The sequence below is a fragment of the Streptomyces sp. TN58 genome (assembly GCF_001941845.1).
Lineage (GTDB): Bacteria > Actinomycetota > Actinomycetes > Streptomycetales > Streptomycetaceae > Streptomyces.
In genome coordinates this window covers 873552-890885 of the sequence record NZ_CP018870.1, presented here as the reverse complement: position 1 = coordinate 890885, position 17334 = coordinate 873552, and the positions used below count along the sequence as shown (strand labels likewise).

At 73.8% G+C, this 17334-nt stretch carries 8 protein-coding genes; all 8 read left to right on the top strand.

The annotated features are described in order from the left end of the window. The first annotated feature begins 1 nt into the window (after position 1). Positions 2-1216 (top strand): cytochrome P450, encoded by a 1215-nt coding sequence (locus tag BSL84_RS04110; protein WP_030029268.1) that lies wholly within the window; start codon positions 2-4, stop codon positions 1214-1216. A gap of 15 nt (positions 1217-1231) precedes the next feature. Beyond that, positions 1232-5170 carry a non-ribosomal peptide synthetase gene (locus BSL84_RS04105; protein WP_075969828.1) on the top strand — a complete coding sequence of 1313 codons (3939 nt, stop codon included), beginning with the start codon at positions 1232-1234 and terminating at the stop codon, positions 5168-5170. Further along, on the top strand, positions 5170-5814 hold the full coding sequence (locus BSL84_RS04100; RefSeq protein ID WP_075969827.1) for a 4'-phosphopantetheinyl transferase family protein: 645 nt from the start codon (positions 5170-5172) through the stop codon (positions 5812-5814). Before BSL84_RS04105 ends, BSL84_RS04100 begins: the two co-directional genes overlap by 1 nt. 12 nt (positions 5815-5826) lie before the next feature. Further along, a complete protein-coding gene (locus BSL84_RS04095) occupies positions 5827-6858 on the top strand; it encodes a winged helix DNA-binding domain-containing protein (RefSeq protein ID WP_045322510.1) in 1032 nt (343 codons plus the stop codon). Positions 6859-6977: 119 nt separating this feature from the next. Next, a complete protein-coding gene (locus tag BSL84_RS04090; RefSeq protein ID WP_030030311.1) occupies positions 6978-8255 on the top strand; it encodes an MFS transporter in 1278 nt (425 codons plus the stop codon). A 166-nt stretch (positions 8256-8421) separates the two neighbouring features. Beyond that, complete coding sequence (locus BSL84_RS04085) at positions 8422-12507, top strand: non-ribosomal peptide synthetase (RefSeq protein ID WP_075969826.1); 4086 nt, start codon at positions 8422-8424, stop codon at positions 12505-12507. Further along, on the top strand, positions 12500-15856 hold the full coding sequence (locus BSL84_RS04080; RefSeq protein ID WP_075969825.1) for a non-ribosomal peptide synthetase: 3357 nt from the start codon (positions 12500-12502) through the stop codon (positions 15854-15856). The genes BSL84_RS04085 and BSL84_RS04080 overlap by 8 nt, the downstream gene beginning before the upstream one ends. Further along, the gene (locus BSL84_RS04075) at positions 15856-17262 is read left to right on the top strand and encodes a condensation domain-containing protein (RefSeq protein ID WP_045322509.1); all 1407 of its coding nucleotides are present in this window, start codon (positions 15856-15858) and stop codon (positions 17260-17262) included. Before BSL84_RS04080 ends, BSL84_RS04075 begins: the two co-directional genes overlap by 1 nt. Positions 17263-17334 lie beyond the last annotated feature (72 nt).

Below are 17334 nucleotides of genomic sequence, written 5' to 3'. Positions count from 1 at the left end.
GATGGAGATCGACCTGCTCGACCCGGGCCCCTTCGGCCGCAACGACTTCTGGCCCACCTTCACCTGGCTGCGCGCCAACTCGCCCGTCCACTGGCACCCCGAGCCCGGCAGCGAGGACGGCGGCTTCTGGGCGCTGAGCCGGCACCGCGACATCATGAAGGTCTACGCCGACAGCGACACCTTCCTGTCGGGCCGCGGGATGCGGCTGGGCAGCGACCCGGCGGCCGTCGCCGCGGTCGCCCAGCGCATGCTCATCGTCTCCGACGTCCCGCACCACACCCGCCTCAAGCGGGCCCTGGGACAGGCCTTCGGCCCGCAGCAGATGCCCCGCCTGGAAGCCCTCGTCGAGGAGGTCGTCGCCGACCTGGTCACCGAGGCCGCCGAACGCGACGAACTGGACTTCATCGACCTGGCCAAACAGCTGCCCAACCGGGTGGTCTGCGCCATCCTCGGCATCCCGCGCGCCGACTGGGCCTGGATCGGCGCCCTGACCACCGACGCCTTCGACTCACCGGACGAGGCGGTGCGCAGCAGCGCCCACTCCGAGATCTTCCTGTACTTCATCGAACTGCTCGCCGAGCGCCGGGCCCGCCCCGGCGACGACCTGGTCAGCCAGATCGCCCACGACACCCTCGTGGACGAGGGCGACGGCAGCGAACGGCCGCTGAGCGACCACGAGATCGTCTTCAACCTCAACGGCGTCCTGTCCGGCGCCAACGAGACCACCCGCTACTCGGCGGCCGGCGCGGTCCACATGTTCGCCGAGCACCCCGACCAGTGGCGGCTGTTGCGCGGCCTCGGCCCGGACGGCATCGCCCCCGCGGTCGAGGAGATCCTGCGCTGGACCACCCCCGGGGTGCACGCCCTGCGCACCGCCGCACACGACACCGAGATCAACGGGGTTCCCGTCGCCGCCGGCGCCCGCGTCACCCTGTGGAACGTCTCGGCCAACCGGGACGAGGACGTCTTCGCCGACCCCCACTCCTTCCGGGTCGACCGCCGCCCCAACCGGCACGTCGCCTTCGGGCACGGCCGCCACCTCTGCCTCGGCGCCCGCCTCGCCCGCTTCGAACTCGGCGCCCTGCTCACCGAGATGCTCGCCGTACTGGACGGGTTCGAGCTGACCGGCCCCGCCACCTTCAACTCGTCCAACTTCACCTGGGGCATCAACAGCCTCCCCGTGCGGCTGCTGCGCAGCCGAGCCTTCGCGAAGTAAGAAAGGGCCCGTACTGTGACCACCGCACTCGTCGACTTCAACCGCTCGGACGCCGCGTTCCCCGCGACCGGATACCCAGAACTCCTCGCCGCCCAGGCCGCCCGCACCCCCACCGCCACCGCCCTCGCGCAGGGCGACCGCTCCTGGACGTACGCCGAACTGGAGGCCGCCACCAACCGCCTGGCGCACGCGCTGATCGCCCGCGGCGCCGCGCCAGGGGCCCGGGTCGGGCTGTGCTACCCGCGCAGCGCCGAGTACGTCCTCGGCTCCCTCGCCGTCCTCAAGACGGGCGCGGCCATCGTCGCCCTCGACCCGGTCAACCCCGACGACCGGCTCGCCGCGATGATCGCCGACGCGGGCCCGCTGCTCGTGCTCACCCCGGCCGAACTCGCCCGCCGGATACCCGAGGACGTCCCGCGCGCCGAGGTGTCCACCGCCGGAGCGGGCATGCCGGACACCGCGCCCGCGTCCGTGACCGGCCCCGACACCGTCAGCCACCTCATCTACACCTCCGGCTCCACCGGCACCCCCAAGGCCGTCCTGGAACGGCACGGCGCGCTCACCAACCTGGTCCACTGGACCACCCGCGCCTACGGCGTCCGCCCCGGCGACCGCGCCTCCTGGATGTCCACCCCCGGCTTCGCCGTCCAGATCATGGAGTGGCTGGCCTACCTGCCGGCCGGCGCCGCGATCCACATCCCCGAGGCCGGCCAGGCGCAGACCCCCGAGCAGATCCGCGACTGGCTGGCCGGCGAGGGCATCACCCACACGATGCTCGTCGCCGCGCTGGCCGAGCCCGTCTGGGGGCTGGAGTGGCCGGCGGACACGGCGCTGCGGATCCTGGTGACCACGGCCGAGCGCGTACACAGCTGGCCGCCCGTCGACACCCCCTTCCGCGTGGTGATGACCTACGGCACCACCGAGACCACCAACGTGCTGTCCTGCCTCGACCTCGGCGCCGGCACCGACTTCACCAGCCAGGCGACCCCCGACGAGGTCCGCGCCACCCGCCAGGTCCCGGTCGGCGTCCCCATCGCCAACCTCCGCGTCCACCTCCTGGACGAGGACGGCCGCCCGGTGGCCGACGGGGAGGTCGGCCGGCTGCACGTCTCCGGGGCCGGGGTCGCGGCCGGCTACCACGGCCGCCCGGAGCTCACCGCCGCCAGGTTCCTCCCCAACTTCCTGCCCAACGACCCGCACCCGGTGCTCTACGACACCGGCGACCTCGCCCGCCGCCGCGAGGACGGCGCCGTCGAACTCCTCGGCCGGTCCGACTCCCAGGTCAAGATCCGCGGCTTCCGCGTCGAGCTCGGCGAGGTCGAGACGCACATCGCACGCCTCGACGGGATCGCCGAGGCGGTCGTCGTCACCCAGGAGCGCGGCCCGGGCGACAAGCGGCTGATCGCGTACGTCTCCCCGGCCGACGGGGCCGAACCCGACTCGGCCACGGTGCGCGCCGAGGTCGCCCGTACCCTGCCCTACTACATGGTCCCCGCCTCCGTCGTCGTGCTGCCCACCCTCCCGCGGCTGCCCAACGGCAAGGTCGACCGGCGCAGCCTGCCGGAGCCCCCGGAGGGCCGCGACGGCGTCGGCGCCGGCTACGAGGCACCGCGCAACGAGGTCGAGGACGGCCTGAGCCGGCTGTGGGCCGAGGCGTTCCGCACCGAGGGCGTCGGCATCCACGACAACTTCTTCGAACTGGGCGGGCACTCGCTGCTGGCCTTCCAGCTCATCGACGAGATCCGCCGCCGCTACGGCGTCGAGCTGAGCCTGTCCGACCTCTCCGCCTGCCCCACCGTCGCCGAACTCGCCACCCTGGTCACCACCGAACGCGCCGGCGGCCGCGGCTCCTTCGGCGGCCTCCCGGCGATCGTCCCCGACCCGGCCGCACGCTTCGAGCCGTTCCCGCTGACCGAGAGCCAGCAGGCGCTGTGGATCGGCCGCGGCGGCCTCGTGGACCTCGGCAACGTCGGCTGCCACGGCTACTTCGAATGGGAGAGCGAGCAGCTCGACGTCCCCCGCTTCGAAAGCGCCTGGCGCCGGCTCGTCGAACGCCACGACGCCCTGCGCACCCGGGTGCTGCCCGACGGCACCCAGCAGGTCTTCGAGGAGGTCCCGGCGTACGAGATCCCCGTCACCGACTTCGGCGGGCTCGACGAGGAGACCCGCACGGCCGAACTGGCCGCACTGCGCGAGAAGCTGTCCCACCAGGTCCTCGACGCCGACGCCTGGCCGCTGTTCGACGTACGGATCAGCCTCCTCGGCGGCGGCCGCGCCCGGATCCACCTCTGCCTGGACTTCCTGGTCGCCGACGCCTGGAGCTACTTCCAGGTCCTCGTCCCCGACCTGGTCACCTACTACGTGGAACCGGACGCCGAACTCGCCCCGCTGGAGCTGACCTTCCGCGACTACGTGCTGGCCGTCGGGAACTCGCTGCGCGACAGCGAGATCTACCGGCGCTCCGAGTGGTACTGGCGCGACCGCCTCGCCACCCTCCCGCCCGCCCCGGCCCTGCCCGAGCGCCCGGCCGACGCCCCCGAGCTGCCCGTCCGCTTCGAACGGCGCAGCCACGTCGTCTCCCCGGAGCAGTGGACCCGGATCCAGGAGCGGGCACACGCCCGCGAGGTGACCCCCTCCGGTGTGCTGGCCGCCGCCTACGCCGAAATCCTCGGCAGGGCCTCCGGGCAGGCCCGCTTCACCATCAACTTCCCCCTCTTCAACCGGCTCCCGCTGCACCCGCAGGTCAACGCGCTGCTCGCGGACACCACCACCACCCTGCTGCTCGCCGTCGAACAGCAGGACTCCACCTTCGCCGGGCGGGCCCAGGCCGTGCAGCGCCGCCTCTGGGCCGACCTGGAACACCGCTACTTCAGCGGGGTCCAGGTCCTGCGCGAGCTCACCAAGCTGCGCGGCTCCCTCGCCCCGGCCATGCCCGTCGTCATGACCAGCCTCGCCGGCCACCCGCCGCAGTACGAGGAGACCGAACTGGGCGCGCCCGTCTACGGGATCTCCCAGACCCCGCAGGTCTCCCTGGACTTCCAGGTCTTCGAGAAGCCCGAAGGGCTCACCTTCAACTGGGACTTCCTGCCCGCCGTCTACCCCGACGGTCTCATCGACGCGATGTTCGAGGAGTTCACGGCCCTGCTGGAGGCCCTCGGCGAGGACGAGGCCTGGGAGCGGTACTCCCCGCCGCCCGGCGAGGAGGGCGCCGACGCGGCCAGGGCCGAGGAGCGCGACACCGGCGACGCCTGGGAGCGCTACTGGGCCGGCATCAGCCGCACCGGCCGCGGCGGCGACGTCATCTGGGACGCCGACAGCGGCGAGGAGTTCCAGTGGCTCCTCGACCAGGCGCAGCGCCACTTCCGCGCCGACCTGCCGCTCATCGACCTCGGCTGCGGCAACGGCCGCTACAGCCGCGAACTCGCCCCGCACTACCCGTCGGTCATCGGCGTCGACGTCTCCGCCAGCGCCATCGACCACGCCAAGCGCGAGGCCGAGGGGGTGGCGAACGTCGACTACCTGGCGATCGACATGACCGACGCCGAACAGGCCGCGGTCCTCGGCGAGGGGCCCTACAACATCTTCGTCCGCGGCGTCTTCCACGTCCTGGACACCGAGGCCCGGGCCCGGCTCGCCGCCGTCGCCGACCGGCTGCTGGGCGAGGCGGGCACGCTGATCGTGCACGAGCCCGACTACTCCAGCAACTCCTTCGGCTACCTGGGCTTCGTCGGCGGCAAGCGCGGCCGCGCCGAGGACCTGGTCGGCCCGCTGGAGGCGGCCGGCGTCCGGCACTCGCACCGCTTCACCAGGCCCGAGCTGGCCGAGGCGTTCGGCGCCGAGGGCTGGGAGATCGTCGAGGACGAGGCGATAGAACTGCACGCCATCGACCCCCGGTCGGACTCCGACGCCCTGCGCCTGCCCGGCTACTACGCGGTCCTGCGCCGCAGGCGCTGATGGCCGGTCTCGCACTGGCCGGGCCGACCGGAGCGGTGCTGGCCGCGGCCGGGGACGTACGGGCGCTGCTGACCCGTACCGAACTGGACCGCGCCGGCACCCTCCGGTCGGCCGGCGACCGAGACGACTTCCTGGCCGCGCACGCACTGGTCCGGCTCTGCGCCGGGCGGCTCCTGGGCCGCCCGGCGCAGAGCCTCACCGTCGTTCAGAGCTGCGGTGCGTGCGACCGTCCGCACGGCAGACCCCGGCTCGTCGAGGCGCCCGACACCGGTGTCAGCCTGGCGCACACCCGGGGCTGGGTCGCGGCCGCCGCGGCCGGCGGACCGGTCGGCGTGGACGTGGAGGCCGTCGGCGACGGCCCCCTGGACTGGCGGACGGCCTCGGCCGTCTGCACGGAGAGGGAGCTGGCCGCCCTGCGGTCGGACACCCACCCGCGGCGCGCCTTCCTGCGCCAGTGGGTACGAAAGGAGTCCCTGGTCAAGGTCGGGGCGGGCACGCTCGACGAGCCGGCCCGCCTCGACCTTCCCGTGTACGGGCAGGAGCCGCCGCGCTGGCACGGCTGGCGGCTGCTGGACTGGGGCGGCGCGGAAGCCGTCGGATGTGTGGCGGCCCGCGAGGAGATGCGGCTGCGGCTGCTCGGCTGAAAGACTGGACACGTGGAACGACGTACGACCGAACGGCTGCTCAGGGCGCGCGCACAGGCGATCGGGGGCGGGGTCCGGGAGGACTCCGTCGCCGAGGTCCTGGGCCGGGTACTGGCCGTCCAGGCCCAGGACCTGCCCGCGGCGGAGCTCGGACTGCGGGCACGGGCCCGCGGACTGACACAGGAGGCCGTGCGCCGGGCCACCGACACCGAACGCACCGCCGTACGCGGCTGGTTCATGCGCGGCACCCTCCAGCTGGTGCCCGCCGCCGACGCCCGCTGGCTGCTCGCCCTCTTCGGCCCCGTCTACCTGGCGCTCGCCGGCCGCCGCCTGCGCGAACTGGGCCTCGACGACTCCCTGTGCGCGCGCTCGGAGCGGCTCATCGCCGACGCGATCGGCACGGAGGGCCCGCTCACCCGCGCCCAGCTCACCGACCGGCTCACCACCCTCGGGGTCGAGCCGAAGGGGCAGTCGGCCTTCCACCTCATCCGCCGGGCCGCCCTGGCCGGCCGCATCTGCCACGGGCCGCAGCGCGACGGCGAGGCCACCTTCGTCCTCCTCGACGACTGGCTGCCCGCCACCAGCCCCCTGCCGTACACGGGGGAGGCCGCCGTGCGGGAGCTCGCGCGCCGCTACCGCGCCGCCCACGGCCCCTGCGACGCGCTGGACTTCGTGCACTGGTCGGGGCTGAAGACCACGACGGGCCGGAACGCCTGGGCGGCCCTACGGGACACCGCTCCCGAAGCCCCGCCCGCTCCCGGCGAACCCGACGTACGGCTGCTGCCGGCCTATGACAACTACCTCGTCGGCTACCGCAGCCGGGACCTGTCGGTGCCCGCCGAGCACGAGCGCCGCGTGTGGCCCGGCGGCGGACAGATCCGCGCCACCGTGGTCGTCGACGGCCTGGCCGTGGGCACCTGGTCGGGCGGCCGCCGGGGGACACCCGTCAAGGTCGAACCCTTCCCCGGAACCGAGCCGCCGAGCCCCGCCGTGGCCGCCGGAATCGCCCGAGAGAGCGCCGACATCGCACGCTTCTCCAGCTGAGCTCATCCCATGTCTACAAGCTTTCTATAGTCCCGGAATTCATAACCGGGGCCCAACTCGGGGCCCATAGCGTCAGTGCCGTCCGACAATTCCGTACCCAATCAGAAAAGGGCGTCGACATGGCACTCGGTCGGCATTCCGATTTCAATCGCCTGTGGTTCGGGCAGACCGTCAGCAACTTCGGCGACAAGATCTCCCTTCTGGCACTGCCGACCCTCGCGGTCGTGGTGCTGGACGGCGGAGCCTTGGAGGTCGGCGTGCTCGGCGCGCTGCGCTTCCTCCCCTTCCTGCTGCTCGCCCCGTTCGCCGGGCTGGTGGCCGACCGGGTTTCGAGGCGCACCGTCATGATCGTCGCCGACCTGGGCCGCTTCCTGGCCCTGGCCACGATTCCGCTGGCATTCGCGCTCGACTCCGTCAGCATGATCCACATCTTCATCGTGGCCGGCGTCACCGGCTGCCTCACGACCTTCTTCGAGGTCTCGTACCAGTCCTGGCTGCCCCAGCTCATCGGCACCGAGAACCTCATCGAGGGCAACACCAAACTCCAGATCAGCCGCAGCGTCGCCGAGGCGGTCGGCGCGGGCGCCGGCGGCGCGCTCATCCAGCTGCTCGGCGCCGCACGCGCCATCACCGCCGACGCCTTCACCTTCCTCATCTCCCTCGTCGCCCTGCTGGTCATCCGCCACCGGGACGTCCGAGAGCGCACCGAGGAGCGGAAGGCCTCCGCGAAGGCGGAGATGAAGGAGGGCATGAAGACCCTCTTCGGCAACCCGGTCCTGCGCGGCCTGTTCACCGCCAACGTCGTGGTCAACCTCGGCGCGGCGATGGGCGACGCCATCCTGATCGTCTACGCCTACAAGGTGCTGGACCTCAGCCCCGGCCAGGTCGGCATCGCCTTCGCCGTCATGTCGGTCTTCGTCATCGTCGGCGCGGTGCTCTCCGAGGTCGTCTCCAAGAGCCTCTCGGTGGGCCGCCTCCTGGTCATCACCGCGGTCGTGCTCGGCGCCGGCTACATCCTCGTCCCGACGGGCGGCGCGATCGGCGGCTTCGTCGGACTGATCGTGGTCCAGGCCGTCATCGGCTTCGTCTCCCCGATGTTCGACATCCACGTCCTCAGCCTCGTGCAGGGTGTCACCCCGAACGAGCAGATGGGCCGGGTCAGCGGCACCGCGCTCTCCGCGGTGTACGGCGCCCTGTCCCTCGGCTACTTCGCCGGCGGCGCGCTCGGCGAGGCGATCGGACTGACCGGCGGCCTCGCGGTGGCCGGTGCCGTCACCATCATCGGCGGACTGACCCTGCTCGGCGGGCCGGTCGCCAAGATCAAGGAGATGCCGGGCGGCGAGGACGCCGCCGAGGAGGGATCTCCGGCCGCGGACGACACCAAGGTCACCGCCTGACGGTCGGGCCCCACGGGAGCGGGTGCCCGCCGACGGCACCCGCTCCCGAACACCCGCACTCCCGCACCCCGCAGACCGCGCACCCCGCGCGTCCCGCACGCCCGCGCCGCGCTCCCGCGGCGCGCCCTGCCGTACTCCCTCTCCCGAAGACGCACGGAGGCTCAAGGTGAGCGAGTCCCTCGCCGAACGCATAGCCGCACTGCCGAAGTCCCGCAGGGCACTGTTCCAGGCCCTGACGGGCCGCACCGGCGGGCGCGCCGCCGTACGGGAGGACCCCGAGCCGGCACCCCGCGAGCCCGCGGACCCGCCGGTGCTCTCCTTCGCACAGCGCCGGCTCTGGTTCATCGACCAGCTCCAGCCCGGCAGCCCCGCCTACAACGTGCCCGTCGCCACCCGCATCCGCGGCCCGCTCGACGTCCCCGCCCTGCACGCGGCCCTCCAGGACATCGTGGACCGCCACGAGGTCCTGCGCACCGTCTACACCTACCAGGAGGGCGCCTGCGAGGCCCTGCCCCGCGTGGTCGACGGCTTCCGGCTGCCCCTGCCGCTGACCGAACTGCCCGGTGAGGAAGCCGTCCGGCCCTTCTACGACGCCGACGCGGGCGCCCCCTTCGACCTGGCCGGCGCCGTCCCCCTGCGGGCCGGACTCGGCCGCCTCGGCGCCGAGGACCACGTCCTCGTGCTCAACCTCCACCACATCGTCACCGACGGCTGGTCGATGCGGATCCTCTACACCGAACTGGAACGCGCCTACGCCGCCCGCACCGGAGCTCCCGCCGAGGCGAACGCCCCCCTCGCCCTCCAGTACGCCGACTTCGCCACCTGGCAGCGCCGCCGCGTCAGCGGCGACCGGCTGGAGGGCCTGACCTCCTTCTGGCGGGAGGAACTGGGCGGCGCCGCACCCGTGGACCTGCCCACCGACCGGCCCCGGCCTCCCGTCTTCGGACACGAGGGAGCCTCCCGCTACATCGACCTCCCGCCCCACCTCATCGCCCGGCTGCGGGAGTTCGGAAAGTCCGAGGGCGCCACCCTCTACATGACGATGCTGGCCGGCTTCGCCGCCACCCTGCGCCGCTGGACCGGCCAGGAGGACATCGTCGTCGGCACGTCCGTCTCCGGCCGCGACCACCCCGCCTTCGGCGACCTCATCGGCTTCTTCGTCAACACCCTGCCGCTGCGCATCAGAACCGGCGGTGACCCCGGCTTCGCCGAACTGGTCCGCGCCACCCGCCACACCACCCTCCAGGCGTACGCGCACCAGGAACTGCCCTTCGACCTCATCGTCGACACCCTCGGGCTGCCCCGCGACCCGAGCCGGCCCCCGCTCACGTCCGTGATGTTCCTCCTCGACGAGACCCCGGACACCGCCCCCGGCCTCGCGGGCCTGGCCACCGAGCCCATCGACTTCTCCTCGCACGCCACCAAGTACGACCTCATGATCAGCGTCCACGACACCGGCACCGCGGTCCGCGCCCTCGTGGAATACCCCACCGCCCTGTTCGACGCCTCCACCGTGGACCGGCTGCTCGGCCACTTCCTCACCACCCTCGAAGGCGCCGTCGACCGCCCCGACGCCCCGCTGTCCGCGCTTCCGCTGCTCACCGACGCCGAGCGGCGCGCCGCCCTGGACGACTGGAACAACACCCGCGCACCCTTCCCCCAGGACGCCTGCCTGCACCACCTCTTCGAGCAGCACGCCGACCGCCGGCCCGACGCCCCGGCCGTCGTCCTCGGCGGACTCGGCGGCTGGAGCGTCACCTACCGGGAGCTGGAGGAGCGCGCCAACCGGCTGGCTCACCGGCTCACCGAGTCCGGCGCGGGCCCCGGCCGGACCGTCGCCCTGTGCCTGCGCCGCGGCCCGGGCCTGGTCACCGCGATCCTCGCCGTCCTCAAGGCGGGCGGCGCCTACGTACCCCTCGACCCGGACTACCCGGCCGAACGCCTCGCCCTGCTGCTCAAGGACGCCGCGCCGCCCATCGTCGTCTCGGACGCCGAGCTCATCGGCCGGCTGCCCGTCCCCGCGGGCACCGCACAGGTGCTGCTGGACACCCACCGGGCGGCGCTCGCCGAGCTGCCCGCGACCCGGCCCGACACCGCCGTCACCGCCCGGGACCTCGCCTACGTCATCTTCACCTCCGGCTCCACCGGCACCCCCAAGGGCATCGCCCTCGAACACCGCGGCGTCGTCAACAACCTCCTCGACCTCAACCGCTCCTACGGCATAGGCCCGGACGACTCCGTCCTCGCCCTGTCCTCGCCCAGCTTCGACATGAGCGTCTACGAAACCCTCGGCATCCTGGCCGCGGGCGGCACCCTCGTCCTGCCCGACCCCGCCGCCGCCAAGGACCCCGCCCACTGGGCCGACCTCGTCGAGCGGCACGGCGTCACCGTCTGGAACTCCGCCCCCGCGCTCCTCGGCCTCCTCGTCGACCAGCTCGAACACGCCGGCGGCCCCCGACTGCCGAAGCTGCGCACCGCCTTCCTCGGCGGCGACTGGATCCCCGTCACCCAGCCCGACCGGATCCGCGCCTTCGCACCGGACCTGTCCTTCGCGGCACTCGGCGGGGCGACCGAGGCGTCCATCCACTCGGTGGAATACCGGGTCGGCCGCGTCGACCCCCAGTGGACGAAGCTCCCGTACGGCCGCCCCATGGCCAACCAGCACACCTACGTCCTCGACCCGCACGACCGCCTCGTCCCCGTCGGCGTCCCCGGCGAACTCCACCTCGGCGGCGTCGGACTGGCCCGCGGCTACCTCAACCGGCCCGAACTCACCGAGGAGAAGTTCGTCCACGTCGAACTGGAACCGGGCCGCACCGAACGCCTCTACCGCACCGGCGACCTGGCCCGCTACGGCGCGGACGGCACCATCGAACTCCTCGGCCGCACCGACTTCCGGATCAAGCTCAACGGGCTCCGCATCGAACCGGGCGAGGTGGAGAGCGCGCTGAAGGGCCGCCCCGGCGTGCGTGAAGCCGTCGTCGCCGCCCGCCGCACCGCGGCCGGCTCCGACCGCCTCGTCGGCTACGTCGTCCCCGAGGACGGCGCCGACCTCGACACCGCCGCCCTGCGCACCGCACTCGGAACGGTCCTGCCCCCGCACTGCGTCCCCGCCGAACTGGTGCTGCTGGAGCGGCTGCCGCTCAGCCCCAACGGCAAGGTCGACCGCGGCGCCCTGCCCGACCCGCGCTCCGCCGCCCCCACCGCCGGCCGGCCCGCCCCCGCACCGGCGGACGGCGACCCCGTCGCCCTGCGCATCGCCGCCGTCTGGGCCGAAGTGCTCGGCGTGGCCGAGGTGGCCCCCGGCGACGACTTCTTCGCCCTGGGCGGCGACTCCTTCGCCGCCGTGCGCGCCGTACGGGCCGTCGCCGCCGCCCTGCCCGACGGCGGGGCCGCCGCCCTGCGCGTCGTCGACCTCTTCAGCAACCCGACCCCGGCCGGCCTCGCCGCCCGCACCGCCGAACTCGGCGCAGCCGGCACACAGGCGCACACCCTGCTGCACCGGCTCACCCCCGAGCGGGAACCCGGCACCACCGCCCTGACCCTGGTCTGCTTCCCGCACGGCGGCGGCGACGCCATCGCCTACCAGCCCCTCGCGGCGCAGCTCCCGCCGCACATCGAGCTGCTGGCCGTCTCACCGCCCGGCCACGATCCGCTGCGCCCCGGCCCGATGCTGCCCGTCCCCGAGTTCGCCGAACTCGCCGCCGAGGAGATCGCCCGCACCGTACAGGGCCCGTACGCGGTCTACGGTCACTGTGCCGGCGTCGTCACCGCGCTGGAGACCACCCACGTCCTCGAACGGCTCGGACAGCGCCCGATCGCCCTGGACCTCGCCGCGGCCCTCCCCGAGGAGGACCCCGAGTACGCCCTGGAGATGGAACGCGTCTCCGGCGACGACGACCTCGTCGCCTACCTGACCACCATGGACGGCTTCGACGGCGTCCTCGACGACCGCGACCTCACCGCCGTCCTGCGGATGGTGCGGCACGACATGACCGAGGCCGCCCGCTTCTTCGCCCGCACCCCGGCCGGCTACGACCGGCCCCTGGCCACCCCGCTCACCTGCATCATCGGCGACGCCGACGACGCCACCGACGGCTACGAGGACGGCTACCGCGCCTGGGGCCGCTACGCCGCCGACGTGTCGCTCGCCGTGATCCCCGGCGGCCGCCACTACTTCGCCAAGCACCTGCCCGACCGGCTCGCCGCCCTGCTCGCAGACCTGCACCGCAACGGAGGAAACCATGTCTGATCTCGCCGAACGGCTCGGCCGCCTGCCCCAGGGCCAGCGCTCCCGGCTGCTGGGCCGGATGCGCAACCAGATGACGGCCGGCGTGGGCCGCCGCATCGAACTCAAGCGCGCCGACCACGGACCGCGCTCCCGCTCCTCCTTCCAGCAGGAGCAGATGTGGTTCGTCGACAAGCTCGGTGCCGGCAAGGCCCGCAACAACATAGCCCTCTCCATAACCCTCGGCGGTCCGCTCGACCGGGCGGCCCTGCACGAGGCGCTCAACGCCGTCGTCGCCCGCCACCAGGTCCTCCACAGCAAACTCGTGGAGATCGACGGGGTCCCCTGGCAGGAGCCCGTCCCCTCCTTCGTCCTCGGCATCCAGAGCACCGACCTGTCCGGCAGCGAGGACGCCGACCGCGAACTCGCCGAACTCACCGCCGGCTGCGCTGCCGCCCCCTTCGACCTGGCCGCCGCCCCGCCCGTCCGCGCCCACCTCGTACGCCTCGCCGCGGACCGGCACGTCCTGCTCTGGGTCGTCCACCACATCGCCTGGGACCCCGGCTCGACCCGCATCTTCACCGAGGAACTGACCACCAGCTACGCCGCGGCCGCCGCGGGCAGGCGCCCCGAGGCCCCCAGACTCGCCGTCGAGTACGCCGACTTCGCGGCCTGGCAGCGGGCCAAGCTGGAGAACGACGAGCACGGCCGGGCACTCGCCGCCAAATGGCGCCAGATCCTCGCCGGCGCCGTCGCCACCGAGGTCATGCCCGACCATCCGCGCGGCCCCGAGACGAAGGGCGACGGCCGCGGCCTGAAGCTGACCCTCGACCAGAAGCTGCTGGACCGGCTCACCGAGCTCGCCGACACCGGCAACACCACCGTCTTCACCACGCTGCTGGCCGCCTTCAACGCACTGCTTCGCCACTGGACCCGCACCGAGGACGTCGTCGTCGGCACCGCCAGCGCCTCCCGACCGCACCCGGACCTGGAACAGGTCATCGGCTGCTTCGTCCAGATGATCACCCTGCGCACCGAGGTCACCGACGGACTCACCTTCCGCGAGCTCGTCACCCGCACCGCGGCCTCCGTCATGGACTCCTTCACCAGCAGCGAACTGCCCTTCGAGCAGGTCGTCGAGGCCGTCCGCCCCGTCCGCGACCCGCTGCGCCACCCGCTCTTCCAGATCGAGTTCACCTCGCTCGGCCGCTGGGGCACCCACCGGGCGCAGGCCGCCGACGTCGACTTCGCCATGGAGCAACTGCACGACGGCGCGGCCAAGTTCGACATGAGCTTCCTCGTCGGCGAGAACGACGGCCTGGAACTCTCCCTCGAATACAACACCTCCCTCTACCGCCACGGCACGGCCAGCGCTCTCCTCGCCGCCTTCCGGCAGGTCCTGGAACAGGTCGCCGAGAACCCCGACCTCAAGGTCGGCGACATCAGCCTGGTCGAGGAGCCCGCCGCGTCCCGGCACGCCCGCGAGCTGTCCCGCGGCGGCCCCGTCGACGAGGCCGCCTGGACCACCACCCTCGACCGCGCCTTCCGTGAGCGGGCCACCATCCACCCCGACGCGATCGCCGTCCGGCACGGCGCCACGAGGCTGGACTACGCCGCCCTCGACCGCTGGTCCGAGGCCATCGCCCACCGGCTGCGCGACCGGGGCGTCGGCCACGGCGACCCCGTCGCCGTGTGCGTGGCCCGCGGCCCCGCCGCCGTCGCCGGCGTCCTCGGCGTCCTCAAGGCCGGCGCCCACTACATCCCGGTCGACCCGGCCGCCCCGGCCGAGCGGACCCGTACGGTCCTGGCCGACGCCAAGGTCCGCCACGCCCTCGTCGACGAGAGCGCGCAACTGCCCGTACCGCTGGAACTCGTGGGCACCGGCACCGCGGCCCCCGTCCGCGAGGTCCCCTCCCTCGCCCTCAGCTCCACCCCCGCCGACCTCGCCTACGTGCTCTACACCTCCGGCAGCAGCGGAACCCCCAAGGGCGTCATGATCGAGCACCGCTCGGTCACCCACTTCTCCCGCACCATCGCCAAGGCCTACGAGATCAAGGCCGAGGACCGGGTCCTGCAGTTCGCCCCCCTCACCTTCGACGTCTCCGTCTTCGAGATCTTCACCACCCTGCTCGCCGGCGGCTCGCTCGTCATCGCCACCGACGACGAACGCCGCGACCCCGCCCTGCTCCAGGCCCGGATGCGCGAGGACGCGGTCACCGTCGCAGAACTCCCGCCCGCCCTCCTGCCGCTCCTCGACCAGGCGGCCCTGCCGGACCTGCGCCTGGTCTCGGTGGGCGGCGAGGCCTTCCCCGGCCGGCTCGTCGCCGAATGGACCGCGGGGGAGCGCAGGTTCGTCAACGGCTACGGCCCCACCGAGGCGACCGTCGCCGTCACCCTGATGGACTGCACCGGCAGCTACGACCGCAACCCGCCCATCGGCCGCCCCATGCCGGGCCACCAGGCCTTCGTACTCGACGAGCGGCTGCGCCCCGTCCCGCCCGGCGTCCCCGGCGAACTGTGCGTCGCCGGCCCCGGAGTGGCCCGCGGCTACCTGGGCCGCCCCGACCTCACCGCCGAACGCTTCGCCGACAACCCGTACGCCGACGGCCCCGAGACCGCCCGCCTCTACCGCACCGGCGACCTGGTCCGCTGGCTCCCCGGCGGCAACCTGGACTTCCTCGGCCGCACCGACCGCCAGCTCAAGGTACGCGGCCACCGCATCGAGCCCGGGGAGGTCGAGGCCGTCCTGACCGGGCACCCCTCCGTGCAGCAGGCCGTCGTGGTCGCCCAGCCCGCCGCCGGTGGCGAGCGGATGCTGGCCGCCTACGTCACCGTCGAGCAGGTGGGCGCCTACGCGTCCGAGGTCGCCGACGCCGAGGGCCTGCGCGCCTACACGGCCGTCCGGCTCCCCGGCTACATGGTCCCCGTGGTCGTCGTCCTGGACGAGCTGCCGCTGACCCCCCACGGCAAGGTCGACACCGCCGCCCTGCCCCTGCCCACCGAGCAGTCGGCGCAGGGCGGTACCCCGCCGCGCGACGCCGTCGAGGAGCAGATCTGCCGCGACATCCTCACCCCGCTCCTGGAATGGCAGAACCCGGACGTCGAGGGCGACTTCTTCGCCCTGGGCGGCAGCTCCCTCCAGGCCACCATCGTGGTCTCCCGGGTCCGGGCCCTCTTCGGCATCGACATCGCCCTCGCCGACTTCTTCGGCCGCCCCACCGTCGCCGGCCTCGCCGACCTCGTCCGGGCCGCGAAGGCCGAGGCCGCCGGCGAACAGGACCGGCTGCTCGCGGTCTTCGAGCAGATCGAGAACATGAGCGACGAAGAGGCCGCCGCCCTCCTCGGCTCCCTCCAGCAGCCGGAGGGACCCTGATGGCCGGACCGGCCGGGCTGGAGGGAGCCCTCGCCGGGCTCCCCGAGGCCAAGCGCGAGCTCGCCCGCCTCATGCTGGCCGCCCGCCGCCCCGTACCCGCCCACCCGGCCCCGCGCTCCGGCGCGGGGCCGGTCCCGCCGACCGCGCTGCAAACCCGGCTGTGGCGACGCGAGCGCACCCACCCGGCCGCCGCCACCGGCTCCCACGCCCTCCGGCTGACCGGCCCCCTGGACCCCGGGCGGCTGGAGGCGGCCCTCACCGGGGTGCTGCGCCGGCACGAGGCGCTGCGCACCCGGCTGGTCCGCTCCAGCGCCGACCAGCCGCGGCTGCACGTGGACCCGGAACCGGTCCTGCGGCTCACCCGGGCCGACCTGACGGGCTTCACCCCGCGGGCCGCCGCCGAGCGGGTCGCCGTGCAGACCACCGAGAGCGCCACCACCGTGCTGGACCTGGAGAGCGGCCGCACCAGCGCCTTCCGGCTGCTGCGGACCGCCCCCGACGAGCACGTCCTGATCCTCGCCTCCCACCTCGCGCTCTTCGACGGCTGGTCCTCCGGGGTGTTCCTCGCCGACCTCGCCGCCGGCTACCGCGACGGCCCGGACGCCCTGACCCCGCCCGAACTCCAGTTCCCCGACTACGCCGACTGGCAGCACCGCTGGCTCGCCGGCCCCGACGGCACGGCCGAACTCGCCCGCCGCCGGGCCGTGTTCGCGGCCGACCCGCCGGCGGCCCGGGCCGGCGGCGGCTTCGAGCGCGGACACCTGCCCGTACGGCTGGCCCGCGGTCCCGTCGACGCCGGGCTGGAACTGGGCGCCGCCGAGGGGGCCACCCCCTTCATGACCCTGCTCGCCGCGCTCGCCGTCGTACTGGCCCGCAGGGACGGCCGTACCTCCGTCGTGATCGGCACCCCGGCCGCCGGCCGGTTCGCCGGACCCCTCGAAGGCGCCGTCGGCCAGTACACCACCGTCGTGCCGATCCGGCTCGACCTCACGGGCGGACCCTCCTTCCGCGACCTCCTGCACCGCACCCGCACCGCGGTGGCCGACGCCCTGGCCCACCAGCGCCTGCCCGTGGACGTGCTGTTCGGCGACGGCACACCCCCGCCGTACAACGTCCTGTTCGCCCTCCACAACTACCCGGCCGTACCACTGGACCTGCCGGGCGTCGAGGTCGGCCAGCTGCCCGGCCCGCCCGCACGCCACCTGGAGCTCTACAGCCCCGACCCGGCCGCCGCCCTCGCCTGCGTGGGCCTGGTGGAGCGGGACGGCGAGATCGGCGGCACCGCCGAGTACAACCGGCACGCGGCCACGCCCGAGGACGTGCGGGGCCTGCTCACCGGGATCGAGGAGGTACTGGACCGGGCGGTCGCCGCGCCGGCCTCCCCGGTCGCCGCCACCCGGCACTGAGCGGGGCCGGGCCCCCGCGCCCCGGCCCCCTCCCCGCGATCCCCACCCTCACCCCCACCCCCACCCCCACCC

Coding starts and splice junctions, on each gene's coding strand:
- BSL84_RS04110 (WP_030029268.1), top strand. CDS start 2: ATGGAGATCGACCTGCTCGACCCGGGCCCCTTCGGCCGCAACGACTTC.
- BSL84_RS04100 (WP_075969827.1), top strand. CDS start 5,170: ATGGCCGGTCTCGCACTGGCCGGGCCGACCGGAGCGGTGCTGGCCGCG.
- BSL84_RS04090 (WP_030030311.1), top strand. CDS start 6,978: ATGGCACTCGGTCGGCATTCCGATTTCAATCGCCTGTGGTTCGGGCAG.
- BSL84_RS04080 (WP_075969825.1), top strand. CDS start 12,500: ATGTCTGATCTCGCCGAACGGCTCGGCCGCCTGCCCCAGGGCCAGCGC.
- BSL84_RS04075 (WP_045322509.1), top strand. CDS start 15,856: ATGGCCGGACCGGCCGGGCTGGAGGGAGCCCTCGCCGGGCTCCCCGAG.